Here is a 24,590-nt window from a genome sequence, read left to right on the forward strand (position 1 = left end):
CCCTCATCGATATGGGGGACAAACGCTTTTTACGTCAACACAACAACTAAATATTATCACAAAGTATATTGAGAAAGAATTTAACCAACACTATTTGATAACTTACCGATGCCTTCAATTTCACAAACAACCTCATCACCGGATTGTAATAACCGCGGAGGGCTTTCCGCAAAACCAACACCGTGCGGTGTTCCAGTTAAAATTAAGTCACCTGGTTCCAGTGTAATTAAGTTAGAGATAAACGCAATAAGTGTTGGAATATCAAAAATCAATTGATTGGTCGATGATATTTGACGCACTTCGCCGTTAATAGTTGACTTAATCGCAAGCTGAGAGGCATCGTTTAATTCATCGGTGGTAACAATGACCGGACCGACAGGCGTTGACTTATCTAATGTTTTCCCTTGCAGCCACTGAGGCGTACGTTTTTGTAAGTCACGGGCCGAGATGTCATTAGCAATTGTATAACCTAAAATATAATCAAGCGCCTCTGACTCGCTCACTTCTGTGCACGTCTTGCCAATCACGCAAGCAAGTTCCACCTCATAATCAAGTTGATTTGATTTAGCCACCCCCATAATATCAGCGTTATGACCAATTAATGCATTTGGAAATTTTGAGAAGAGCACTGGCAATTTTGGCACATCATGCCCCATTTCTTTCACATGATCTAAATAGTTCACACCGACACAGATAATTTTACTTGGACGTGTCACCACAGGGCCAAATTCAATCAACGCCTTATTGATTCCTGCTGTTTCAGGTACCTTTTCAAGCGCTATTTTTAACGCTGATAGTGATGGTAACTGGCGATAAAATAATTCAGGGTCACTAGTGATTGATGACTTTACCACTTCATCTGTCACATAGGGTTTCAATGCTTCAACAGGATAAATGTGTTCATCTTTGAGTAAACCGACTTGATATGTGTCGTTTGTGTCCTTTAAACGATACGTTAATAGTCTCATCAAGATTCTCCTTCATCATCAACTAAGACAACGTTAACGGGATGTTCAAGTGTATGGCCAATCATACACCCACGTTTCGCTTTCAACCTTAGCTTCTTAGCTAGAGCCGTGTCAAGCGCATCAATAAAGTGAATGTTAATCTTGACGTCTGATACTCGGCGTGGTTTTAAAGTGTCGTCACTTTTTGACGTGACCGTTACCTCGTATCCCGATAATTCAAGAGCATCACGGGTATCAAGAAAATCTAATGTTTTTGCCACACACATCGCAACCGATGCTTCTAAATAATCAACTGGTGCTAAAATCGGGCTATCAACTTTTTCACCTGAAGTTTGATGTAGTGTGTGGATTAAATCTTTTCTTTTCTTTATAATCATTTCTTTTCCTCCTAAGACCGTTCTAAACCTTTACGGTCATATTTATTATGGTACCTTTTCCACTTACCATTACGAATCATTTGGTTAATAATCTCAGAGAAGACGAGTCCTAAAGCAATCGCACCTGAGAGCATGACGACGCGCGCGGCATTAGGAATCGCAACTTCATAATTATTCTCAACGAAGTGGCGCATCGCGTCATAGGCGAGTCCTCCTGGGACAAGTGGGATAATCCCTGAAACGTTAAAGATGATGATCGGCGTCCGGAACCATTTAGCAAAAATCTGACTAATGACCGCAACAACAGCCGCTGCCGCAAGCGTAGCGACAACTTCATCAACCGTATTGAGGACGAGCAACCGGTAAAGAAACCAACCAACCGCACCGACCGTTCCGCACTGAAACAGCACTTGTCTTGGCACATTAAAAATAATCGCAAAACCAGCAGCCGCAAAAAACGATGCCACTAGTTGTTCAGCTAACATCAGCATGTCCCCACCTCCATTAGAATATAAAGAATATGACCGCAATTCCAGCCCCGATGGCAGCCGCTGTAAGGAAAGCCTCAGCACCTTTGGTAATACCAGACACTAAGTGACCGGCCATTAAATCACGTACCGCATTAGTAATCAGAAGTCCTGGAACAAGTGGCATGATTGCACCAATCACAATTTTATCAATCTGTTGACCAAGGTTTAAAAAAATCATGAGGTAAGCAAATAAACCAACAAAACTTGCCGCTAAAAATTCTGCAAAAAAGCGAATTTTTACCATATCATGAAAGTAACTCATGAGTCCGTAACCAAGCGCCCCAACAAAAAAGGCGGGTAAAAAATCTAACCATGACCCGTCAAACATAATCGTAAAACAACCGCTCGCAAAAGCGGCAGCCAAGAGTTGAATATAGTTTGGATACGTGTCCTTCTGATTTTCAATTGTCTCGAGTGCTTTTGCCGCCTCACTAACATCTAAGTGTCCAGCAGAAATTGCACGCGAGACCCCGTTGACTTGTGTCACTTTATGAAGATCGGTCTCACGACTAATGATTCGGACAAAATTAGTCGGTTCAGTTAAATCTGTCGCAAACATAATTGCTGTTGGTGTCGCATGCGCCTGCGCACGGTCCATACCAAAAGCTTGAGCAATTCTTACCATCGTATCTTCCACACGGTAAGTCTCTGCCCCACTTTGTAGCATCAACTTCCCAGCGAGAAGACAGACATCCGTTACTGTGTAACGCTCCACGACATCACCCCTTAGTAACTATTTTTATAAAACCAATGATAACCACCGATAAGTAATGAGCCAACAATCGTCATAATTCCCATCGCAATGTATAATGTTTGTCCACCTAATACTTCAAGGACATAACCACCTCCAAGAGATCCGATAATACCAGAGAACCCGAAGAACACAGACATATAGATTAAGTGGCCCGTTGCTTGCATATGTTCTGGAATGAGATGTGAGACATAATCAAACGACGCCACATAAAAGACACCAAAAGATAAGCCGTGGAAAACTTGCATGACCACAAGCACATACGGGTCAGCGACAATCCCATAAACAAGCCAGCGCAATGTATAGAGCCAAGCAGCAATAATCATAAAGATAAGTGGGTGGAACTTTTTGAACCATTTACCCGCAAACATAAATACCATTGCCTCACTAAAGACACCTAAAAACCATGCCAGACCGACTAAATTATCTCGTCCACCAATTTGGCGAATATATAAACCGATAAAACTGTCATTCGTCCGATGCGTAATTGTCACAAGAAACATAACCAATAAGAAAGAAATAAATTGTTTATTTTTTAATAATTTCCCAACATCTCTGAAATTAATCGGTTTCGTATTTACTTTTACATCCTTTAACCGTGTCGTTAATAACAGTAAAATGATTGTCATCATGACGTAAGGGATAAATAAATACTGAATCCCTACCCAATCAACATACTGACCAATTACCAGTGAGCTGATCGCAAAACCAATCGAGCCCCATGTTCTAATCGAACCAAATGGAACATTCAGCGCCTTTGCCCGGCGCTGAGCGAGCGAATCAGCTAGCGGTGAGATCGTTGATGAAAAGAAATAAAAAAATACCGCTGAAAAAAGTAAGACACCTAGTACTTCCATCTGGAAGAAAAAGAAACTGCTAATAATAAGTCCTAATGTTGCGACAAGTAGAACTTTCTTCACTGTCTGAAACTTATCACTAATGTAACCAAACAGTGGCTGTGAAATAATTGAAACGGTCGGACCAACCGCCAATACCCAACCAATTTCTTGTTCTGATAAACCTCGATAAGCTAGTAATAATGGTAAAAAGCTAATTACCATTGTATTCGCAGCATGAAAACTGAATAACATCATTTTCAATGGCACGAGTGATTCTTTATGTGTCAATATTCTTCTCCCCTTCACGTTCAATCCAATTGAACCTATTATATCGATTTATGCTAGCAATTGAAAGGACTTCACAGCTTTTGTTTTCATGTGTTTATGGTTGGGGTATACTGATGCTGAATGGTTGTGAGTGAATCAACGGAATTATTCTTAGTAAAGCGGTCATAAACAGTGACCATCATGTCTATGACCAAACAAAAAAAGGAGTGGAATATGATGAAAAGTAAAAGGTGGGTCCTTCTATTAAGTGGTGTTATAATGATTTTTCTGATAAGTATTTATATCTTTAATACAAACAAAACAACACATGAGTTTATAACAGCACCTAATGTATTTAACCAAGACGGAGAGTATTTCGTTTATTTTTGGCAAGAGGACTGCGGATATTGTCAGGAGATTGAAGCTAATATTAGCGATTATGAAGACAGTGGTTTGATTCCTTTATATGTCGTTGATATGACCAAAGCGGCTAACCTTGAGATTTGGTATGACTGGGAGGCTCATCACGAAGCAAATGATGTGATGATTGGTTACATTGAAGCGGGTGAGGAGGTTTACGAAAAAGAGCCTGATCTGTACTTAAATCATCCTGAGATTCAATATGATATCATCATAAATGATGACCAGATTATCGCCCAGCATCAAACCGCTTTTTTCAACCCATCACCAACTGACTTAACGTCACTTGATATCATGACGACACCAGCGCTTTTATATGTATCAGATACAACCCAACTTGTCGTTGGTGTAGAGGAAACGTTAGCCTTATTAGAACAATACAAATAGGGATATAAATAACAAAAAAACAACAGCTCTATAACTTTTTATATGGTAGCCATATAAAAAGTTTACTGTTGTTTTTTTATAAATAGAGCCATTGTTTTTTCAATGCTTTAATCACAGCATTGGTCCGGTCTGGTACATGTAACTTGTGCAAAATGGAGCTCACATAATTCTTAACTGTCTTGTCTGATAAAAACAACTCATCAGCAATACGAACATTGTTGTAGCCTTTCACAAGCAATTGTAAGACTTCCCATTCTCGTCTTGATAACAAATCAAGCGGTGGTTTTACTTTTTTGATATGTGATTTACGGTAGACATCGATTAACATTCCACCGAGTAAAGGCGAAACGTAGCGTTTGCCTTCGATAATAAATCGTAACGCTTTTACGAGTGTATCTTCATCAATGTCATAATAAAGGTAGCCCTCAAGCCCCATTTTAAATAAAGGCTTTGCTCCTCTTATACCAAGATCTTCGACCCACATGGCGATCTTCACACCTTCATTGTGTAGCCGCTCTAAATCGTCTAATTTCGTAAGTGCTTCATCTACATCAATTAAAATAATTGATGCTTCATGTATTTCTTCGTAATTAAACTGGTTGCAGCAAATAATGTGGCTTTCATTAAATCGACGTTTTAACAGTTCTTGAATGCCATCTCTTAACAGAGAAGGTTTTTTTACAAAATAAAAATTCATATCGTTTATCAACCAGCTCTCTTAAAAATTTAAAAATTCAAAAGCTACATTCTTGACACTTTTTTACCGTACAATACCTGAACAATTTTATGTTACTTTTTTTCTACTTAATCGTCAACAGATTAATCCGAAAATCACGAAAATCACATACTTTTACCTAATGAAATACAGACATTTCATCGTCATTTGTCATGTTTTTTGTTATAATGGATATTAAAAGGGGATGAGACATATGAATATATCGCTCACACAACCTGCACTTTTCTGGTTTAAACGTGAGATGACTCTAACGGAAGGGCAAATGGTTCGCTTTTACGTACGACAAGGGGGCTTTCAAGCTGACAACGGTTTTTCTATTGGTTTAACAGTGAATGATACACCCAATGACGCCGCAGCTATTTTACATACAGATGGCCTGACTTTTTTCATCGAACAAAAAGATGCCTGGTTTTTTGATGGTCACAACCTAAAAGTAAAGTATAGTCAAAAAAAACAAGAAATAGACTATGTGCTTCATACTTAACCGCGTGCATACACATGTAACATAAGCCATGACAGATTCATTTGTCATGGCTTATTTGTTACTTATATTTTCATCATCGCTTTCTTTTATTCTTAAGCGCTACGCGAACGCATTGCTTCTGATACTGTTGGATACATTACCTCCGAAGAGTCCTGACAAAACTGTTTTGCCTTAAGTAAGGACCGCGGCTGATCACTAACTTCCGCTAACAATAATGTCATCCCTTCTTTCTCACAACGCTTCTTAATCGAAACGAGTGATTGATAGGCTGTCGCATCCATATGGGGGACGTGTGTGAGTTTTAAGATTAATACCTTTGTATCTGTATGCAATTCATTCAACACGTCCAAAAAGGCCTGTGCCACACCGAAAAAGAGTGGGCCGGTGATCTCATAGACGACAGTTTCTTTGTTTATAGATGTCGGTAACGCCTCTGTCGTTTCATCCTCATCTATTTCGAAGTAGTGGTGGGTCACTTGTTGAAAATCGGTGCTTTGAATCATTCGTTTCACAAACAGCACCATCGCAAAAATCATACCCACTTCAATCGCAATAATCAAATCAAACATAACCGTCATAAAAAAGGTAAGTAACAACACAAGCGCATCACTTTTCGTTGATGAAAGAATCGCCTTAAATGAACGCCACTCACTCATATTGTAACTAACAATGACTAAGATTGCCGCTAATGTCGCCATTGGAATTAATTTCGCCAGTGGCATAAAAACAAGCATCATCACAAGTAACACGACCGCATGGACCATACCAGCAATCGGTGTTCTCCCACCATTATTAATATTAGCCGCTGTTCTTGCGATGGCTCCTGTCGCAGGAATTCCACCAAACAAAGCAGAACCGATATTCGCTATACCTTGTGCGATTAATTCCATGTTGGATTGGTGTTTCTTCCCAATCATCCCGTCAGCAACGACTGCCGATAACAATGACTCCACGCTCGCTAAAAAGGCGATCATTAATGCCGGACGTATCAGCGCACTGATCGTTGCCATCGATAAATCAAATGACGAAAAATCGACAAATGAAAGCTGGCCTGAAATATCTCCAAACTCACTCCCAATCGTTTTAACAGGTAAATCAAACCATTGTACAATCGATGTTGCAACAACTAATGCAATTAATGAACCTGGTATCTTCTTCGTGATTTTCGGCCATAGTATGATGATTAACAGTGATATCATACCGACGATGAAGGTTGTCACGTCAAGTGAGTCGACATGACTGATATAGGCACCCCACTTCGGTAAAAACTCAGATGGTACCTTGGCTAAATCAAGACCGAAAAAGTCCTTGACTTGAGTAGAGAGTAAGACAACCGCAATACCGCTCGTAAACCCCGTCACTATTGGGTAAGGGATATACTGAATAACGCCACCTAATTTAATAAGACCAAACACAATCATAAAAACCCCGGCCATAAGTGTCGCAATCGTTAAACCCTCGAGCCCGTAATCAGCGATAATACCAAAGACAATAATCACAAAGGCACCCGTTGGCCCACCGATTTGAACCCGACTACCACCTAAAAATGAAATAAGAAATCCGGCAATAATGGCTGTGATTAATCCTTTTTCAGGCGATACTCCTGATGCAATCGCCAAGGCCACCGATAATGGTAGCGCAATGATGGCCACGACAACACCAGCGATGATATCTTTTACTACTTGTTCTTTTGTTAGTTCTGTCTTTCTATGTTTTAAAATAGAGAATAATTTCGGTTTCAACATCACAACATCCCTGATTTCTTTATTTTTTCTTTTCTTAATGTGTACCTTAGTGAGACATATTTATCATAAACTGTTGCCAAATACCTTCATACATGTGCGACAAATCCGTTTCAGTATAAATCAGTTCACTTGATAACAAACCATGAACCAATGAGAAAAACATGACCGTTAACGTCTCAACTTCTTCATCAGATCTATCCGCTTGTTTACTTTCACGTTTGATTAACTCACGTACGTGTTGAAATCGGTTTTGTAACCGCGTCTCTATTTGGTTCATTACAACTTGATCCATCGCTTCTGGCGGTAAGATTAATAACCGTTTCCAAAACAAGGTACGTTTAGGGTCCTCTCTATGATAAGTTAAAATATCAAAGAAGACTGTTTTTAAGTCCTTAGTACGCGTATTCAACAAAAAGTAGCCTTCACTTTCCGTTTCAATTACCTCTTTTAACAACTTCTCTTTACTAGCAAAGTGCGCATAAATAGATGCTTTTTTAATCCCTGCATAATCAGCCACTTCACTCATACTAAAGGCTAAACCTTTTACAGCAAATAACTGGAAAGCTCCGGTCATAATCGCTTGCTTTGTTTCCATCCCTTCACCTCCCTACCTACCGTTCGGTAGGTAACGTTAGTTTAAACCTTTTGAGGAATAATAACAACCCAAAAAGAAGAAAAATTAAACAGACCACCATGAAGATAAGTTAAAAAACCATCACGCTTACCTATCGGTTTAGCGTGATGGTTTTATATAGGCTCTCCGTTCACCTTAATTATAGGTTTGTTAGCTTAACTTAATCGGTACCAGACGAAAAACAGCCCTTAAATTAAAACAAACCAATCGCTTGGTGCTGATCATCGATATCCATCTTAAGGGCAGCAGGTTCTTTCGGTAAGCCCGGCATCGTTAAGACATCACCTGTCAGACAGACAATAAAGCCGGCGCCAATTGAAGGACGACATTCTCTGATTGTGATCGTAAAGTCTTCTGGTCTGCCTAACTTTTCAGGGTCATCTGAAAGAGAGTATTGTGTCTTCGCCATACAAATTCCTAAATTACCGTAACCTTGTTCTTTCAGCGCAATAATATCATTCTTTGCTTGGGTTGAATAGTCTACCCTCTTTGCGCCATATACCTTTTTAGCGACCGCCTCAATTTTTTCTTCCAGTGTCATTTCTAAGTGATAGAGTGGTCTAAAGTTTGCTTCTTTTTCTTCGATCGTTTGTACAACCAGTTCCGCTAGTGCCTGTCCACCAGCACCACCATTTGCCCAGACGTCCGTTAAGGCGACTTTAAAGTCATGGTCTTCACACCACTCACTCAGTGCGTTAATCTCTTCATCTGTATCTGCGGTAAATTTGTTAATCGCAATCACAAACGGTAAACCGAAAGCATCAATCGTTTCGGTATGTTTTTTTAAGTTCTCTAACCCTGTTAAAAGCGCCTCAACATTAGCTTTTTCTAATTGATCTTTAGCCACACCACCGTGCATCTTTAAGGCACGAATCGTTGCGACAATGACAACCGCTTTTGGGTCAAGGTCAGCTTGACGGGCTTTAATGTTTAAGAATTTTTCAGCACCCAAGTCGGCGCCGAAACCGGCTTCTGTTACGACATAATCCGTCAGTTTCGATGCCATTTTTGTCGCTACGACGCTGTTACAACCGTGTGCAATATTCGCAAAAGGGCCGCCATGAATAAAGGCTGGTACGCCTTCTAATGTTTGGACTAAGTTCGGCTTAAATGCTTCTTTTAACAATAACGTCAATGCCCCGCCTACATTTAAATCTTCTACCGTGACCGGCGCACCACTTGTATTGTAGCCAATAATAATCCGATTTAGTCGTTTTTTTAAGTCAGAATAATCTGTTGCTAGACAGAGAATAGCCATAATTTCTGATGCTACGGTAATATTAAAACCATCTTCTCTTGGCACGCCTTGTTTCACGCCACCAAGTCCGACAATGACTTGACGCAGGGCTCGATCATTTAAATCAACAACCCGCTTCCAAGTAATCCGGCGCACATCAATATTTAATTCATTCCCTTGAAAAACATGATTATCGATAAAAGCTGATAAAGCATTATTTGCCGCTGTAATCGCATGAATGTCCCCCGTAAAATGGAGATTAATATCTTCCATTGGTACGACTTGGCTATAACCGCCACCAGTAGCCCCGCCTTTTAAACCCATCACCGGTCCAAGTGATGGCTCACGCAAGCAACAACTCACACTGTGCCCTAATTGCTTCATTGCCTGGGCAAGACCAACAGTAACCGTAGATTTCCCTTCACCGGCAGGCGTTGGATTGATTGATGTAACTAAAACTAAATTTGCTTCTCGTTGATCTTTTACTGTCTCCATCACATCAAGTGATACTTTGGCTTTATGTTTTCCGTATTGTTCTAAGAATGCTTGATCAATTCCTACTTGATCAGCAATTATTTCGATTGGTTGTAACTGACATTGTTTTGCGATATCTAAATCTGACAGCATGCATAGTCCTCCTCTAAAATCGTACGTTTTTTATATTTTTAATTTAATTATTCGTATTATAACATCATTTTCGTTATTTTTAAGTGTTTTTATCATTTTTTTATGTTTTTTGTTTGATTTGTGAATATTTGAACAAATAATTGTATAAAAAAAGCAAAGGTTTAAGATCCCTCTGCTGTTAATTGTTTAATGAAATGCGCCATCCGCTCCATTGCTTCTATGAGTTGTTTCATCGATGCGGCATAAGAACAACGAATATAACCTTCACCACTGTCACCGAAAACGTTCCCCGGGACAACCGCCACTTTTTCTTCCATCAACAGACGCTCGGCAAATTCACTTGATGTGAGTCCGGTTGACTTAATCGAAGGAAAGACATAAAAAGCCCCACCTGGCATATGACAATCCAGCCCCATCCGCGTTAGTGTTTTGACTACGTAATTCCGGCGTTGCTTGTAACTTTCTCTCATCATCTCGACTTCACTTAAGCCATTCTCTAGCGCTTCAACCGCCCCATACTGCGCCATCGTTGGAGCAGACATAATCGTATATTGATGGATTTTAAGCATCTCGGCGATTAAGGCGGTTGGACCGCAAACATAACCGAGTCGCCAGCCAGTCATCGCAAACGCTTTGGAAAAACCAGAGACAAGTAAGGTACGTTCTTTCATCCCTTCAAGAGAGGCTATACTTGTGTACATATCATCATATAAAAGATCAGCATAAATTTCATCAGAAATAACGAATAAGTCATGACGTTTGATAACCTCACTAATCCCCATCAAGTCTTCCTTCGTTAACACAGCACCCGTAGGATTATTTGGACTACAAATAAGGATTGCCTTTGTTTTATCGGTAATGGCCGCTTCAACCGCATCTTTCGATAACTTAAATGCATCCTTCTCATACGTATCGACAACGACAGGCACGCCGCCTGCTAGGGTGATGGTCGGAACATAAGAGACAAAGCTCGGTTCCATCACAATCACTTCATCTCCAGGATTGAGCATCGCCCGAAAAGCAAGGTCAATTGCTTGTGACGCACCGACAGTGACGATCACCTCGTCTTCTGGATGGTACTGGACATGAAAGCGCGTGTCTAAAAAACGACAGATGGACTGCCTGAGTGCTAGTAAACCGGCATTAGGGGTATAGGCGGTAAAACCACGCTCTAATGAATGGTAACTTGCTTCAATCACCGACCATGGCGTCGTAAAATCTGGTTCACCTACACCAAGTGAAATAACACCTTCCATTGATTGCGCCAAATCAAAGAAGCGCCGAATACCTGATGGTTTTAGTGCTTTAATGTGCGAAGCGACAAATCGTTCACTCATGGTGTCACCAACATTCTTGGATCGTGGTCATTGTCTTGGTCAAAAATGACCCCATCGTGTTTATATTTTTTTAAAATGAAGTGGGTGACCGTCGACATCACAGAATCAAGTGGAGATAGTTTATCTGAGACAAATCGGCTGATTTCCATCATCGACTGGGCCTCAATGGTAATCGATAAATCGTAGCCACCACTCATAAGGTAGAGCGCTTTGACTTCTTTAAAGCGATAAATTCGCTCGGCGACTTGATCAAAACCTTTCCCGCGCGTCGGCGTTACTTTCACCTCGATCATTGCTGTGACGAGTTCAGTATTTAATACTTTCGTCCAATCAATTAATGTTTGATAGCCTAAAATAACGGCTTGGTCTTCTAGCTCATTTCGAATGGCTTTGACTTCAGCCACTGAGATATTTAATAAATCCGCTAATAATTCATTTGAGTAAGCGGCATTTTTCTCTAATAACCGCAACATTTCTAGTGCTTTTTCTGTCATGCGAAACACCCCTTCATTGTTCATTTCAAATACAAGCATGTTAAAATAATCTTAATCTTACTACACTTCTGGGGCTAGGTAAATAACTTTTCCATTGATTCATCAAAAAGTTTTTTGAAAACTCTTACACTTTAATCATCTATCTTTTAATCCGGAGGATTTTCCCCTTGTTTAACTTGATCTTCTGAAAACGTATCAATCGCATCTTCAGCCATCTTTCGAAATACCGCGCTAAGCTGAACAAGACTGGCGACGGTATAAAAGTCAGCCAGTGGCTTATCTATTTGCTTCACATCGGCTTCAATGTTCGCTTTTATCTTTTCTGCTTCCTTGGCTTGTTTTTTCATTAATCCAATATAGTCATCATAGACTTTAGCGCTCGTCGTTTCATTTAGGATTGACGGGGTAATAAATGATAGAACCGTTTCAATATCAGTTAAAGACAGTGCGCCTTTTAGTTGATAAATCATTTGAATCAACATAATATGTTCCGTTTGATATTTCTTATTCACAATCGGTGGCACCAGCTTACTTTTGGCATAGTTGTTGATCATCGTTTTCGTTAATATCTTTTCTTTATCGTCACGCTTATTGCCAGCGTACGTTTTTTCAAATAACTGTCTCACTTGATCCATATATAAATCTAAATCGGGAATCATATCACGTTCAATCATCGCTTGATAATCTTTTTCTAAAGTCATTATCGTCACCCTTTTCTTTCATTTTCATTCATTTAATTATAACGAAATAACGTTACATAGTAAAGGTTGACAGATTAAAATAAAGGTGTATGATTATACATAGTATTAAAAACTACATAAAGGGGTTATGATATTTATGCACACATTTTTTCGCGAACCACTCAATAGTTTAACGCATCTATTTGGTATCATTTTAAGTGCCGTCGCTATGGTTATCATGTTAGTTAAAACCGACACATTGACCGCGACAATCTCAATTATTATTTTCGGGGTTTCACTTATCCTACTGTACAGCGCATCGACCATCTATCACGGCATTAAAGCCTCGCCAACCGTTATCAGCTGGCTAAGAAAAGTTGACCATTCGATGATCTTTGTTCTGATTGCCGGCACGTATACACCATTTTGTTTAATCCCGTTACGCGATTCAATCGGGATTCCGTTGCTTATTACGATTTGGGCGATTGCATTAAGTGGTATTGCCTTTAAACTGATTTGGTTCCATTGTCCAAGAATCATTTCGACCTTACTGTATATCGGGATGGGCTGGATTATTGTCTTTGTGGTTCAACCCTTAGCCCAGCACATCGAAACCGCGGGTCTTGTGTATCTTGTCTTAGGCGGTGTCATCTATACATTAGGTGGTGTGATTTATGCGATTAAGCCAAAATTCCTTGAGTTTAAACATCTCGGGTTTCATGAGATCTTTCACTTATTTATTTTAGCCGGATCACTTTGTCATTTCCTTGCGGTAAACTTCTACGTCCTTTAAACTAGAAGTAAGCTGTTAAAAAGGATGTGTTCCTATGATCGAATCGGTTTGGCTTTTTATCAATCATCATTCATTATTACCACTTATTGTTTTAGCTGGCTTACTTGTGATAACGCCGCTACTTAATCGTTTGATTAGAAAGAAGTTTCCTGGCTCACCGTTTGGGTATTGGCTCAGTATCTATAGTTATATCATCTTCATCTTAACCTATTACCAAGGCAAGCGTTTTTTAACCTACCCGTTCATTTCATTTGGGACATTTGATGTCAACTTAAATTTACTCATTGTTAGCTTCTTTGTCTTAACACTGGCGTATCATGCATCTAAAGCTTTAACAAAACATTTTTTACCGACGCTCTACAACCGTTATCATTTAGATATCGGCATTCAATATACCTTTAACCGGTTGTTTCATTATACGGTAATGATTACCGCCGTTCTTGTGACAACATCGATGGTAGGACTTGACTTAAGCGCCTTAACTGTCTTTGCTGGTGTATTAGGAGTTGGGATTGGTTTTGGTCTACAGAACATTACCTCGAACTTCATCTCGGGGATTATTCTTTTATTTGAACGACCAATTAAAGTTGGTGACCGGGTCATTGTTGAAGAGATTATTGGGGATGTCAAGAAGATTAATATGCGCGCCACAATCATTCGCTCGATTAATAATGAACACATCATCGTTCCTAACTCTTACTTCTTAGAAGAACATGTCGTCAACCGCTCCTATGCGGCACCTGAGATGCGTCTCGTTGTTCCAGTAGGGGTTTCATATGACAGCGATGTTGATAAAGTTGCAGCACTCTTGATGTCAGTGGCTGAAGAAGAAAGTAACAAACACGACACGATTCTAACTACCCCAGAACCGTTTGTGAATTTTGTTGGCTTTGGTGACTCGTCACTTGACTTTGAGCTATTTGTTTGGATACAAGATCCAAAACAATTCATTCGTATCAAATCCAGCGTAAATTTTAATATTTTCCGAACCTTTAGCCAACATGGCATCGAAATTCCATTCCCACAGCGCGATTTACATGTCCGCTCGATTGACGAAACGTTACGCAACGATTTTAAAAAACATTAGCAAGCATCATATGAAAACAAATATAAGAAATAAGACCGCTCTTAGTCCGGTAATATGGACATTGAGCGGTCTTATTTTTAGTGATGACGTCTAGCAAAATCAACGAAACGAAAACGGTCCGGCCGGTGACGCGATTCAGTGTATTGGAACAACGTCGCATTATCTAAATAAACATAGTTTTTGATGACAACGATATTATGGAACCCATCAAGGTCGAGTGAGTCACGGTCTTCTTCAGTTGGGTCCTCGACTGTGATTTCTTTTTTCGCAAAACTAATCGATAAGCCGAGCGTGCCTTCTAAATGTTGATAAATCGAGTCCTGGGCAACTTGAGCTGTGAGCCCTGAAATTTTTTCAGCTAAAAAGTAGTCTTTATCTAAAATCACTTTCTCTCCGTTAATTTCCCGCGCCCGTATGACCTTGGTGACAAGTGTACTCATATCGTCATCATCAATCAGTAACTGCTTTTTAATGTGACGCGATGGTAAGCGAGTCTCTAACGCTAACACGTGCGTTTTATTATCTTCACCGAGTTTATCACGTAGTTCTTTAAAACTCACTAAGCCAGACACCGGAAAGTCGAACTTATTCTGTGGTAAGACAACTGAGCCTTTACCACGGACTTTTTGAATATAGCCATTTTGTGATAGTAATGTCAGTGCTTTTCGCACGGTTTCCCTTGACGTTTGGTATTGAGCTTTTAATTCATTTTCACTTGGTAAATAGCTATCCACGGGATGAATGTCGTCTTCTATTTGTTCAAGTAAGTCTTGGTAGATTACCAAGTATTTATTCTGCATCATCATCTTCCTTTAGCCACTTAGTTGAGACTGATTTACTTGATGTGGTAAACAACCGATTCATACGGACGTAACACGCCTGTTTCGGCACTGCCTTGTTGGTCATCCATATTGCTGATTAACACGTCGGCAACTTTTGCGAAAATGCCTTCATTGGTTAGATCATAAGCGACCTCTTTGTCGTAGAAGTTATTTAACACGACAAGTTGTTCGTCATCAGTTTCTCTCACATAAGCAAAAATATCAGAATCTGATGCTAAAATCAACCGGTATTTTCCATCAGTAATGATGGCTTCCGATTTTCTTAACCGAATCAAGCGCTGGTAGTAATAAAAAATTGAGTCTTGATCCTTCAGAGCCTTTTCAGCATTAATATCTTGGTAGTTACGTGCAACATCAATCCACGGCGTACCGTCAGTAAAACCAGCGTGAGCTGAATCGTTCCACTGCATCGGCGTTCTAGCATTATCACGTGATTTCTGTTTTAGGATGTCGAGTACCTCTTCTTTACTTGCGCCGCGCTCGGTCATGATTCGGTACGTGTTAAGTGATTCGACATCACGGTAGTCATCGATTGTTTCAAAGTTGGGATTGGTCATCCCAAACTCTTCCCCTTGGAAAATATACGGGGTTCCTTGCATCATGTGAAGTGTTGTCGCCAGCATCTTCGCGCTGCGGTTATGATACTTTCCTTCACTACCAAACCGTGAGACAACACGTGGTTGGTCATGGTTACACCAAAAGAGCGCATTCCAGCCGCCACCGGCGTGCATGCCGACTTGCCAATCTGTCAAAATTGTTTTAAGCGCATCTAAATCAAACGGAGCTTTTGTCCATTTCTCACCATTAGGATAATCCACTTTTAAATGGTGGAAACTAAAGGTCATTGACAATTCATCTCGGTCAGGATGGGTGTATTTCACGCAATTATCGATCGACGTTGACGACATTTCACCGACTGTGATCAGATCTTTATCTTTAAAGACCTGTTGATGCATGTCTTGTAAATAGTCATGAATTTTAGGTCCATCGGTGTAAAACTTCCGTCCATCTGAGGTATCTTCAGGAAAATCCTGATTTTTAGAAATTAAATTAATAACGTCTAGTCTAAATCCATCGACTCCCTTTTCGACCCAGTAATTCATCATCTCATAGACATGGTCTCTCACTGCTTCATTCTCCCAGTTTAAATCAGCTTGAGTGACGTCGAATAAGTGTAAGTAATACTGGTCAGTCGCATCATCATACTGCCACGCATTGCCACCAAATTTCGATTCCCAATTGGTCGGTTCTTTCTCATCTTTAGAATCTTTCCAAATATAAAAATCACGGTACGGATTATCCTTACTTTTCTTTGACTCAACAAACCATTTGTGTTCAGTTGACGTATGGTTCACGACAATATCAAAGATCACTTTCAAATCACGTTTATGTGCCTCATCGAGTAAGCGGTCGACGTCTGCCATCGTACCGTATTCATGGAAGATTGAATAATAGTCACGAATGTCATAGCCATTATCTTTTTGTGGTGAGTCATAAATTGGTGTCAGCCATAACACATCGACACCGAGTTCTTTTAAATAATCAAGTTTTTCAATCACACCTTCGATATCACCTGTTCCACTACCGGTTGTATCGTTAAAACTTTTTGGATAAATTTGATACACAACTGATTTCTTCCACCATGGTTCCTGCATAGTCTTGACCCCTTTTCTATAGGTTACTGTGAACTTCTCTTTTTATCTGTTCCCGATTTAAATCGCTAACAACCATCCTGAGAAAGCCAGAATGGTTGTTAGTATTCATTATTTACCTAATCGTTCGTATGTTTTCTTACCCATCGGTGACTTCGCTAAGATCATTGTTAGTACAATTGGAACAACAATCGCAATCGCCATCGCTACAAAGAACATCAACCAGTCTGGCGCTTGAATGGATAGGAATCCAGGAATACCGCCAACACCAATGGAGTTCGCCATAACGCCACTTGCGACTGATATAGTACCAGCAATTGCAGAACCGATCATAGCAGCAAGGAATGGGAAGCCATATTTTAAGTTAATACCAAACATCGCCGGTTCCGTTACGCCTAAGTAACATGAAATAGCAGCTGGAATCGATACTTGCTGTTCTTTTTCATCTTTCTTGTGTAAGAAAATAATCGCAACAACCGCTGACCCCTGTGCAATATTTGATAAGGCGATCATCGGCCATAACATTGTACCATCAAATTGACTCATTAACTGAAGGTCAATCGCATTGGTCATGTGGTGCAGCCCAGTAATAACGAGTGGGGCATAAAGGAAACCAAAGACAGATGCAAATAACCAACCTAGACCTGATGTTAAACCATTATATACAACGGTAGAAATCCAGTCACCAATCGTCCAACCAATTGGTCCGAGGACAACGTGAGCAACAATAACAGCTGGTAATAACGCAAAGAATGGTACAAAAATCATTGAGACTACGTTTGGAATAATTTTACGTAACCAAATCTCTAAGTAAGCAAGAACAAAACCGGCTAAAATAGCAGGAATAACTTGTGCTTGGTAACCAATCATATCAATAGTCACAAAACCGAAATCCCAGACTGGAATTTCTTCAGCACCCGCAACAGCATAAGCATTTAAAAGCTGTGGTGATACGAGTGTCAAACCAAGGACAATCCCAAGAATTTGGGTGGTTCCCATCTTCCGGGTGATCGACCAAACGATACCGACTGGTAAGAAGTGGAAAATAGCTTCACCAATTAACCAAAGGAAGTGATTTGTCCCTGCCCAAAATTGTGATAATTCCACAAGCGCTTGGTCACCATTTGGACCGAAGTTTGGAATTTCACCAATGATATTTCTAAAACCTAAAATAAGACCCCCAACAACTAAGGCTGGAATAAGTGGTGTAAAGATTTCTGCGAGGTTAGAAATTAATCGTTGAAGCGGATTCAAATTTTGTTTTGCGGCAACCTTCGCATCATCTTTCGATGTATCATCCACCCCTGCAATCTTGGTAAATTCATTATAAAACTTAGATACTTCGTTACCAATAATAATTTGGAATTGTCCAGCATTGGTGAACGTTCCTTTGACAATGTCTAAATCCTCAATTTTTTCTTTATCGGCTTTGTCTGTGTCGTTTAACACAAATCGCATCCGTGTCGCACAGTGTGTCACAACATTGATGTTCTCACTACCGCCGATCAGTTCTAATAACTCTTTTGACGCCTTTTCGTATTGACCCATTTTCTTTACCCCTTTCTAATTATAAAAGCTAAAAATATGAAATAATGACTTGTTAACTTGTCTATACAAGATAACTGATTACGCTTACATTGTATCTTGTATAGACAAGTTAGTCAAGTGAAAAACAAATTTTTTAAAAAAATATTAAACATGCTCAGATTTTAATCATATTCTAAAACAAAGACTAGCGAATAAGCTTCTTATCAAAAAAGCAAAATAGTACTCACTTTCTCAAAAATTAAAAACCTCTCTAAACCCTTTAAAAGCAGGGGATTAGAGAGGTTTCGTTTAAATTAACTGTCAAACATGAAAACGTATCTTACCTAGATACGCGATTCAAGCGAAAAGGGTACAGTTTTTCAAATATTATTAAACGTGGGCTTGATTTAGTAAGCCATCGCTATTTTTCACTTCCTTAAGTACATTTTCGTAATCTGATTCCACTACTTTAAAATCAACAATCACATGTCTTGGACGATTGTCATCCGATGATTCAAAATCAAATGCCATATCTGCATCTTTTTGCGATACTGGTACTGGTGGTGCTCCTGGGTCAGAAGAAGTCGCTGGCAGTGTTGGTATTACTAACATAATGTCATCATCACTTTCAATCTTATCAATGAAAACGTCTTGAGTTGAATATTTGGCAAGCGTTGCTTTAAATGACTCCGCCTCACTCTCATCGTGAAAATATACTTGCATATGTTTACTCATACGATAATCACTCCTTAAAAAGTTTGATAGTATATTTTTCCCTAATAAACATAAATCAAACTTCTTATTATTAAATTATCCCCCGTCTAACATTTTAGCGAATATTTTAGGGAGGTACCTCTTACTCCAAAACGATAAACTTATTATATATAAAGTAGCGTCGTAAATTTAAACGCAAAAAAACACGAACAAAAAGTATCCACTTTTCATTCGTGTTTTAACTCATCCATTTCGGTGGTGTATTTTTACCGTAACAGACTTCTGCGATTGGATAATGATGATCAAAATTATCGTCTTCTAAATGATAATGAAAATTAAAGAAATACCCATCAAGCGGTTTATTATCACGTCTGACATGAAATTTGGCCACGATTTTTTCATCTGTTTCATCATATACATCAAAGATTTTCTCACCATAACCTGGTGTTTTATGTTCAATAAGTGATAATCTAAATGATTGATCTGGATCGTATTTATCTACAATCGCATCCATGACCGTTTCAATCTGAGGTAACACTTCCTCAAAAACGTCACGTTCAATTGGTTTAATGGTTCTTGGACCAATTTTTTCAAGCGTTCGTTCAATTGCTTGTTCTGTAAGTTCTTCTTTTGATGTAACAATCTCGCGTGAATATGATTCAGGTTCCACCGGCGTATGAACGATCCGAGAGGAATCAAGCGCTTCTTTACTTTCTTCAATATCTTTGTTGTCGACATCAGCGTTCACTTCTAAATCAATTGACGGCACATACACACCAAGTGTTAAAGCAGCAACGGTGGCAACAAACAACTTTTTAATCCATAGTTTCACGCAACTTTTTCCTCCCTCCATACGTTTTCTGAAAACGTTTACTACCATCATCTTAGCATACTTTCAAGCAAGATTCACTACTGAAACAGAACTGTTATATAAATGATAAGTTTTACACAGTTTTTATACAGTTTCTTTGGCAATGTGTAGAAAAACACGTTACCCACATGTGGATAACGTGTTTTAGCCCAATTATTTAGCACGTTATCCCCAGACAGGGGATAACCTTCTGGATAACATCCTTTTTATATAGAATCAATAAGTTATGCACAGACTATCTGAGTATAACTGAATAATCTACTTAACGACTGAAACTGAGCGTATGTTTTTTCTTTCTCACGAATAAAATGACAATGACGAGAAGACCACTCACAATAAAACTCGTCATACTCACCAGTTCCGAAACGCCTTGATTTTTAATGCCAACTCCAATGAGGGCCCAAATAAAGACAAGTGGGTAAACAATGTCTGATTGACTGTAACGGAACCACGTTGCTAACATAAATGCAATCACAAGTAAGGCCACAGTCCAAATCTCATCACTGATGCCGAAGCCATTCCAACCAATTTCAGTCAAGTAGTAACTGATATTAGCAATCGTCGCCACACTAATCCAGCCGAGATATAGTGAAAACGGCAAGCGATCAAGCGGCTTATCTTTGACTTGATTAATGACATTATACATACCAATGAGCAGAACGAGTAACAACAACATAATCACGACACCGATTCCAAAGTAGAAATAGTGCCACGTAATGAGCCAAATACCGTTCAGTAAGTTAATTAACCAAAATAACACATGCGTATCTCGATATATCACGCGGTTTTGTTGGTCGCTCTTAAATTGTCTAAACGTCCAGATGACGAGCGCTATATAGATGATACCCCAAATACTAAACACATACCCCGCCGGTGTAAACAGGACGTTTAATCGATCGGAAATTGCACCGGTATCAATATCATTAAGCGGTAGTGCCGTCGCAAGACCGTTTAATACTAACGCAAAGATTAAAGTAAATACATTAAGCCAAATTTTAATCATGATGATGCCTCCTTTATATCTTGATAGCGCATAAGCGCGCGTTCTCTTGCTGCTTTATGGTCAACAAGTGGCTCTTTATAGTCTTTTCCTAACACAACACCGCCTCGTTTCAACTCAGTTTCACTTGCTTCAAATGGACGAAACAGTGCGGGTCCAGAAAGCTGTCTTAATTCTGGCACGTATCGTTTAATATACTCCCCCTCCGGGTCAAACTTTTCAGCTTGAGTGATTGGATTAAAAATTCTAAAATACGGTGATGCATCAAAGCCAGACCCCATTACCCATTGCCAACCAAGTGCATTATTTTGCCGGTCATGGTCAAGTAACGTCTCTTCAAAATATTGAAGTCCAATCCGCCAGTCAACAAGTAAGTGCTTGACTAAAAATGAGGCAACCACCATTCTGACCCGATTATGCATATACCCTGTTTCATACAATTCACGCATCCCTGCATCCACCAGTGGATAACCGGTTTGCCCTTGTTTCCATCGTTCAATATCTGTCTCATTATTCTCCCAGTTAAATCGATCAAATTCTTCTCGCATCGCTTTTTTTTCTGCTTCTTTATGTTGATAAAGCTGTTGATAACTAAAATCTCGCCACATTAGCTGACGAATAAACGCTTCTTTTTCACTATCCATGCCTGGACCTGCCTCGTCATACGCCATTACGGCTTGGTAGATGACCCGCGGACTAATAGCACCGACAGCTAAATAAACGGATAAACGAGAGGTATCCTTTCGTGCCGGACGGTCGCGCCTTTTTGAGTAATGACTGAGAGCATCATGTAAAAATGACTCAAGTTGTTTGAGAGCTGCCTGTTCACCTGGGATGAAGTGTTTGAGTAGTTTTTTAAACCATGCGGGTTCATCAATCGAAATGTCACTCGACTCAATAGCTAAACCCGAAAAATCCGTCGGCTTTTTAACAGGTTGAATCAACTTTTCTTGTCTTAGTGCTTTATAAAACGGTGTAAAGACTTTATAATACTCCCCCTTACCTGTTAAAACCGTCCCCGGTTTTGCTAACACATCACTATCAAATCGTTTAACAACAATTCCTTTACTTTCAAGTACTTCAATCAGATTGTCTTCTTGTTCAATCTCATCCTGTAAATAGGACCGGTTAAAGTATACCGCATCCATATCATATTGGTCACACCAAGCTGTTACTTGATCAACAACAGGCGCATCACCCAAGAGAAACGGTACGCCTTCGTCATTCAATGACTGCTTTACATCAACGACGTGAGCCATTTCCCAGTAGTCATGAGCGGAAGTGAGCGTATCTTCTTTTATGTACCCACCGGCAATCTCACCATCACGTGTGGCTTCTGTGAGCGCTGGATGGTCAAGCAGCCGGAAGTCTCGCCTAAATAAAACAAGGGTGCGCATAATCCAAACCTCCTTTATATTACTTATTATCTTTACCCTATTTTAAACGTAAAAAAACAAAAAAAGAAGCAACCACCTAAGTGGCTACCTCTTATTGTAGAAATCATATGAGTCTATTTATAATTTATGCTTTAACCCAGTTGTCTTTCATCTCAATGCCAGCACCTTTAAACATTGTGTAAATAGGGCAACGAGACTCTACTTTTTCTTGTAATTCTTTAATACGAGCGTCTGACTCAGACGTTGTTACCGTTACATCAATTGATACTTCTTCGAAGTAAGGGCATACGTTAGGTTCACCCATGAAACCACGCGGGTCAAATGAACCTGAAATGTTGAAAGAAAGACCTTGAAGATCAAATGACATTTCTTTTGCCGCCATGTGTGCTGTCACGTTTTCACATGAAGCAAGTGAAGCTAACACGTTTTGCATTGGGTTAGGACCTAAGTCTTTTCCGCCCATTTGTGAGCTTTCATCTAAAACTACTTCGTGCTTTCCTGTTTTTGCTGTGATTGCTAAACCTTCATTTTCTGCTTTTACGTTAAACTTCATTTTTTGCATAATTAATACCATCCTTATCATATTTAATATATATTTAAGCCTGAATTGGCTTATTCACTGTTTTACTTTCCTCTTTTTGGTCTTTTTTAAACCAACGACTTAATGCAAGTTTACCATATAAAGCAATACCTTGCTGCTGGACAACAAATGCAATTGTCACAATAAGGGCAGCTTCTGCTCCAAATGAAGCAACAGCTAAACCAATCGCAATCGATAAGTTACGTAATACCGTCCCGTTCACAAGTGCAATGCCGTCCCCGCGGTCAAAGAATTTCACCGCAAAGAAGGTACTTATCGCAAAGTTGATCACATAGAAAATAATGAGAACAGCTGTCGCAATAAGAATAAGTTCTAAATTATTTAAAATCATATTTGCTCGCGCACTCACACTCACGAATACGATAAATAACATCGCCCAAATACTGAGTGGACCTAACGCTGGTTTTACTCGCGTTTTAAATTCTTGCATCGTTATTCGCTTCATTAAAATCTTAAAGGTAATATGACCCAGAATCATTGGAACAAATACAACCGTAATAATGGTACGGAATGTTTGAAGTATATTTACTTCAACCAGCTGCCCAACCATTGCTAATAAATACCACGGTGTGAGTAGAGAACCTAGAATCAAACCAAAAATCGTGAGCTTTACTGCTGCTGGAACGTTACCTTGATGAAGTGCTGTCCAAGAAATCGTCATACCACTCGTTGGTAATAACGCTGATAAAGCAAGACCCGCAAACATAACCGGATATTCTCTTAACACCGTTACCCCTAGTAGGTAGGCGACGACAGGTACAATCGCAAAGTTAATAATCATAGAAAAGACCAATACTTTCGTGCCTTGTGTTGATGTAAGTTGCTTAAAGTTAAACCCAATCATTGTCGCGTAGATCATTATAATGGTCGCATAAAGGACAACTGGTTGTAAAACACGCGTGTCAACCATTGTACCAACAATAAAGGCAATAATTAAAGTTAAGGGTACACTAATCATTAAATAACGTTGGGGGAATGTGTATAATTTATTCATAAATTTGCTCCTCTCTAACTTACCCCTCGGGGTATAATCATACTATAAGGGGTATCGATTCATTTGTCAAACCATTTAACAAACTTATTTTACTTTCAGCAAATCAACCACATAAAATCAAGGTATTCTTCTGTTACAGCTAGAAATAGTGTATACGTTTTCACTAAGTTTCTCCAAATCGTTCTCCCGCTTAACGTGATGGTCAGACGTCATCTAATAGCGACTGCTTTTTTATAAGTTATTCATTAAATGATGCAATAATCACTCTTTTTTGTATGCACCATTCAAAAAAGCAGCTCCCGATTGTGTAATGTGGACCCTTTGTCAAGGACATTTAAAAAAAGACTCTCATGAAACATCTAATAAATATTGCTCTCTGTAACTAACAGGGGGCAATTTTTTTAGGTTCCATTGACCGCGCTCATGATTATAATAATCAATATAATCATCAACGACAGCACGTAATTCATGAATATTTTTACAGTGATGATAGTTCATATCATCTTTTAAGTGGCCGAAGAATGATTCCTGAGGTGCATTGTCCCAACAGTTACCTCTCCGTGACATAGATTGACCCAGGTGATTAGCGGCTAATTTCT

General features: G+C 39.4%; 26 protein-coding genes. 4 read left to right on the plus strand and 22 right to left on the minus strand.

Annotated elements, in window-relative coordinates; translation table 11 throughout:
- Window positions 1-80 precede the first annotated feature (80 nt).
- The 5 genes from BM098_RS05980 to BM098_RS06000 are packed head-to-tail and all read right to left on the minus strand — an operon-like array spanning window position 81 to window position 3,753.
- The gene (locus BM098_RS05980; protein WP_089831429.1) at window positions 81-968 is read right to left on the minus strand and encodes a fumarylacetoacetate hydrolase family protein; all 888 of its coding nucleotides are present in this window, start codon (window positions 966-968) and stop codon (window positions 81-83) included.
- The gene (locus tag BM098_RS05985) at window positions 968-1,345 is read right to left on the minus strand and encodes an OsmC family protein (RefSeq protein WP_089831431.1); all 378 of its coding nucleotides are present in this window, start codon (window positions 1,343-1,345) and stop codon (window positions 968-970) included. The genes BM098_RS05980 and BM098_RS05985 overlap by 1 nt, the downstream gene beginning before the upstream one ends.
- A gap of 11 nt (window positions 1,346-1,356) precedes the next feature.
- Window positions 1,357-1,830 carry a threonine/serine exporter family protein gene (locus BM098_RS05990; RefSeq protein ID WP_089831481.1) on the minus strand — a complete coding sequence of 158 codons (474 nt, stop codon included), beginning with the start codon at window positions 1,828-1,830 and terminating at the stop codon, window positions 1,357-1,359.
- A 19-nt stretch (window positions 1,831-1,849) separates the two neighbouring features.
- Window positions 1,850-2,590, minus strand: a complete 741-nt coding sequence (locus BM098_RS05995; protein WP_089831433.1) for a threonine/serine exporter family protein — start codon at window positions 2,588-2,590, stop codon at window positions 1,850-1,852.
- Between the two features lie 11 nt (window positions 2,591-2,601).
- Window positions 2,602-3,753 (minus strand): MFS transporter, encoded by a 1,152-nt coding sequence (locus BM098_RS06000; protein ID WP_089831435.1) that lies wholly within the window; start codon window positions 3,751-3,753, stop codon window positions 2,602-2,604.
- A gap of 258 nt (window positions 3,754-4,011) precedes the next feature.
- On the opposite strand from BM098_RS06000, the gene BM098_RS06005 reads away from it, so the two are divergent.
- The gene (locus BM098_RS06005) at window positions 4,012-4,539 is read left to right on the plus strand and encodes a hypothetical protein (RefSeq protein WP_143423381.1); all 528 of its coding nucleotides are present in this window, start codon (window positions 4,012-4,014) and stop codon (window positions 4,537-4,539) included.
- Window positions 4,540-4,615: 76 nt separating this feature from the next.
- Here the strand turns inward: BM098_RS06005 and BM098_RS06010 are convergent, their stop codons facing one another.
- A complete protein-coding gene (locus tag BM098_RS06010; protein WP_089831439.1) occupies window positions 4,616-5,236 on the minus strand; it encodes a helix-turn-helix transcriptional regulator in 621 nt (206 codons plus the stop codon).
- A gap of 232 nt (window positions 5,237-5,468) precedes the next feature.
- Between BM098_RS06010 and BM098_RS06015 the strand changes: the two genes are divergently transcribed.
- Window positions 5,469-5,759, plus strand: coding sequence for a HesB/YadR/YfhF family protein (locus BM098_RS06015; RefSeq protein ID WP_089831441.1), 291 nt, complete (start codon window positions 5,469-5,471; stop codon window positions 5,757-5,759).
- A 92-nt stretch (window positions 5,760-5,851) separates the two neighbouring features.
- Here the strand turns inward: BM098_RS06015 and BM098_RS06020 are convergent, their stop codons facing one another.
- From BM098_RS06020 to BM098_RS06045, 6 genes are all read right to left on the minus strand, one after another.
- A complete protein-coding gene (locus BM098_RS06020) occupies window positions 5,852-7,501 on the minus strand; it encodes a SulP family inorganic anion transporter (RefSeq protein WP_222593092.1) in 1,650 nt (549 codons plus the stop codon).
- Between the two features lie 49 nt (window positions 7,502-7,550).
- A complete protein-coding gene (locus BM098_RS06025; RefSeq protein WP_089831445.1) occupies window positions 7,551-8,099 on the minus strand; it encodes a TetR/AcrR family transcriptional regulator in 549 nt (182 codons plus the stop codon).
- A gap of 232 nt (window positions 8,100-8,331) precedes the next feature.
- A complete protein-coding gene (locus BM098_RS06030; protein WP_089831447.1) occupies window positions 8,332-10,002 on the minus strand; it encodes a formate--tetrahydrofolate ligase in 1,671 nt (556 codons plus the stop codon).
- Between the two features lie 161 nt (window positions 10,003-10,163).
- Window positions 10,164-11,339, minus strand: coding sequence for an aminotransferase (locus tag BM098_RS06035; protein WP_089831449.1), 1,176 nt, complete (start codon window positions 11,337-11,339; stop codon window positions 10,164-10,166).
- Window positions 11,336-11,833 (minus strand): Lrp/AsnC family transcriptional regulator, encoded by a 498-nt coding sequence (locus BM098_RS06040; RefSeq protein ID WP_089831451.1) that lies wholly within the window; start codon window positions 11,831-11,833, stop codon window positions 11,336-11,338. The genes BM098_RS06035 and BM098_RS06040 overlap by 4 nt, the downstream gene beginning before the upstream one ends.
- Window positions 11,834-11,979: 146 nt before the next feature.
- On the minus strand, window positions 11,980-12,534 hold the full coding sequence (locus BM098_RS06045) for a DUF1836 domain-containing protein (protein ID WP_089831453.1): 555 nt from the start codon (window positions 12,532-12,534) through the stop codon (window positions 11,980-11,982).
- A gap of 136 nt (window positions 12,535-12,670) precedes the next feature.
- On the opposite strand from BM098_RS06045, the gene trhA reads away from it, so the two are divergent.
- Both trhA and BM098_RS06055 read left to right on the plus strand, forming a co-directional pair.
- Entirely contained in the window at window positions 12,671-13,306 is a 636-nt protein-coding gene (gene trhA, locus BM098_RS06050) for a PAQR family membrane homeostasis protein TrhA (protein WP_089831455.1), read from the plus strand.
- 34 nt (window positions 13,307-13,340) lie between these two features.
- Window positions 13,341-14,393, plus strand: coding sequence for a mechanosensitive ion channel family protein (locus BM098_RS06055; protein WP_089831457.1), 1,053 nt, complete (start codon window positions 13,341-13,343; stop codon window positions 14,391-14,393).
- A 77-nt stretch (window positions 14,394-14,470) separates the two neighbouring features.
- Here BM098_RS06055 and treR read toward each other — a convergent pair whose 3' ends face one another.
- The 10 genes from treR to BM098_RS06105 all read right to left on the minus strand — a co-directional run.
- A complete protein-coding gene (treR, locus tag BM098_RS06060; protein ID WP_089831459.1) occupies window positions 14,471-15,193 on the minus strand; it encodes a trehalose operon repressor in 723 nt (240 codons plus the stop codon).
- A 35-nt stretch (window positions 15,194-15,228) separates the two neighbouring features.
- A complete protein-coding gene (treC, locus tag BM098_RS06065; RefSeq protein ID WP_089831461.1) occupies window positions 15,229-16,890 on the minus strand; it encodes an alpha,alpha-phosphotrehalase in 1,662 nt (553 codons plus the stop codon).
- A gap of 108 nt (window positions 16,891-16,998) precedes the next feature.
- Window positions 16,999-18,435, minus strand: coding sequence for a PTS system trehalose-specific EIIBC component (treP, locus tag BM098_RS06070; protein WP_089831463.1), 1,437 nt, complete (start codon window positions 18,433-18,435; stop codon window positions 16,999-17,001).
- Window positions 18,436-18,804: 369 nt separating this feature from the next.
- The gene (locus BM098_RS06075) at window positions 18,805-19,149 is read right to left on the minus strand and encodes a hypothetical protein (RefSeq protein WP_089831465.1); all 345 of its coding nucleotides are present in this window, start codon (window positions 19,147-19,149) and stop codon (window positions 18,805-18,807) included.
- A 217-nt stretch (window positions 19,150-19,366) separates the two neighbouring features.
- Window positions 19,367-19,960, minus strand: a complete 594-nt coding sequence (locus tag BM098_RS06080; RefSeq protein WP_089831466.1) for a YpjP family protein — start codon at window positions 19,958-19,960, stop codon at window positions 19,367-19,369.
- A gap of 301 nt (window positions 19,961-20,261) precedes the next feature.
- Entirely contained in the window at window positions 20,262-21,002 is a 741-nt protein-coding gene (locus tag BM098_RS06085) for a tryptophan-rich sensory protein (protein ID WP_089831468.1), read from the minus strand.
- Window positions 20,999-22,396 (minus strand): cryptochrome/photolyase family protein, encoded by a 1,398-nt coding sequence (locus BM098_RS06090; protein WP_089831470.1) that lies wholly within the window; start codon window positions 22,394-22,396, stop codon window positions 20,999-21,001. The genes BM098_RS06085 and BM098_RS06090 overlap by 4 nt, the downstream gene beginning before the upstream one ends.
- Before the next feature lie 124 nt (window positions 22,397-22,520).
- Entirely contained in the window at window positions 22,521-22,958 is a 438-nt protein-coding gene (locus tag BM098_RS06095) for an OsmC family protein (RefSeq protein WP_089831472.1), read from the minus strand.
- 34 nt (window positions 22,959-22,992) lie between these two features.
- Window positions 22,993-23,991: an arsenic resistance protein gene (locus tag BM098_RS06100; protein ID WP_089831474.1), complete on the minus strand. Its 999-nt coding sequence runs from the start codon at window positions 23,989-23,991 to the stop codon at window positions 22,993-22,995.
- Window positions 23,992-24,339: 348 nt separating this feature from the next.
- Window positions 24,340-24,590, minus strand: a 251-nt coding sequence (locus BM098_RS06105; RefSeq protein ID WP_143423382.1) for an IS3 family transposase, incomplete at its 5' end; no start/stop codon positions are given.

Source organism: Halolactibacillus halophilus (genome assembly GCF_900115605.1).
Classification (GTDB): Bacteria; Bacillota; Bacilli; order Bacillales; family Amphibacillaceae; genus Halolactibacillus; species Halolactibacillus halophilus.

Bases quoted from the DNA above. Each gene is read 5' to 3' on its own strand.
- trhA (WP_089831455.1), top strand. From the start codon at position 12,671: ATGCACACATTTTTTCGCGAACCACTCAATAGTTTAACGCATCTATTT.
- BM098_RS05990 (WP_089831481.1), bottom strand. From the start codon at position 1,830: ATGTTAGCTGAACAACTAGTGGCATCGTTTTTTGCGGCTGCTGGTTTT.
- BM098_RS06015 (WP_089831441.1), top strand. From the start codon at position 5,469: ATGAATATATCGCTCACACAACCTGCACTTTTCTGGTTTAAACGTGAG.
- treP (WP_089831463.1), bottom strand. From the start codon at position 18,435: ATGGGTCAATACGAAAAGGCGTCAAAAGAGTTATTAGAACTGATCGGC.
- BM098_RS06085 (WP_089831468.1), bottom strand. From the start codon at position 21,002: ATGATTAAAATTTGGCTTAATGTATTTACTTTAATCTTTGCGTTAGTA.
- BM098_RS06095 (WP_089831472.1), bottom strand. From the start codon at position 22,958: ATGCAAAAAATGAAGTTTAACGTAAAAGCAGAAAATGAAGGTTTAGCA.
- BM098_RS06045 (WP_089831453.1), bottom strand. From the start codon at position 12,534: ATGACTTTAGAAAAAGATTATCAAGCGATGATTGAACGTGATATGATT.
- BM098_RS06090 (WP_089831470.1), bottom strand. From the start codon at position 22,396: ATGCGCACCCTTGTTTTATTTAGGCGAGACTTCCGGCTGCTTGACCAT.
- BM098_RS06025 (WP_089831445.1), bottom strand. From the start codon at position 8,099: ATGGAAACAAAGCAAGCGATTATGACCGGAGCTTTCCAGTTATTTGCT.
- BM098_RS05985 (WP_089831431.1), bottom strand. From the start codon at position 1,345: ATGATTATAAAGAAAAGAAAAGATTTAATCCACACACTACATCAAACT.
- BM098_RS06005 (WP_143423381.1), top strand. From the start codon at position 4,012: ATGATTTTTCTGATAAGTATTTATATCTTTAATACAAACAAAACAACA.
- treC (WP_089831461.1), bottom strand. From the start codon at position 16,890: ATGCAGGAACCATGGTGGAAGAAATCAGTTGTGTATCAAATTTATCCA.
- BM098_RS06055 (WP_089831457.1), top strand. From the start codon at position 13,341: ATGATCGAATCGGTTTGGCTTTTTATCAATCATCATTCATTATTACCA.
- treR (WP_089831459.1), bottom strand. From the start codon at position 15,193: ATGCAGAATAAATACTTGGTAATCTACCAAGACTTACTTGAACAAATA.
- BM098_RS06010 (WP_089831439.1), bottom strand. From the start codon at position 5,236: ATGAATTTTTATTTTGTAAAAAAACCTTCTCTGTTAAGAGATGGCATT.
- BM098_RS06030 (WP_089831447.1), bottom strand. From the start codon at position 10,002: ATGCTGTCAGATTTAGATATCGCAAAACAATGTCAGTTACAACCAATC.
- BM098_RS06035 (WP_089831449.1), bottom strand. From the start codon at position 11,339: ATGAGTGAACGATTTGTCGCTTCGCACATTAAAGCACTAAAACCATCA.
- BM098_RS06040 (WP_089831451.1), bottom strand. From the start codon at position 11,833: ATGACAGAAAAAGCACTAGAAATGTTGCGGTTATTAGAGAAAAATGCC.
- BM098_RS06075 (WP_089831465.1), bottom strand. From the start codon at position 19,149: ATGAGTAAACATATGCAAGTATATTTTCACGATGAGAGTGAGGCGGAG.
- BM098_RS06100 (WP_089831474.1), bottom strand. From the start codon at position 23,991: ATGAATAAATTATACACATTCCCCCAACGTTATTTAATGATTAGTGTA.
- BM098_RS05980 (WP_089831429.1), bottom strand. From the start codon at position 968: ATGAGACTATTAACGTATCGTTTAAAGGACACAAACGACACATATCAA.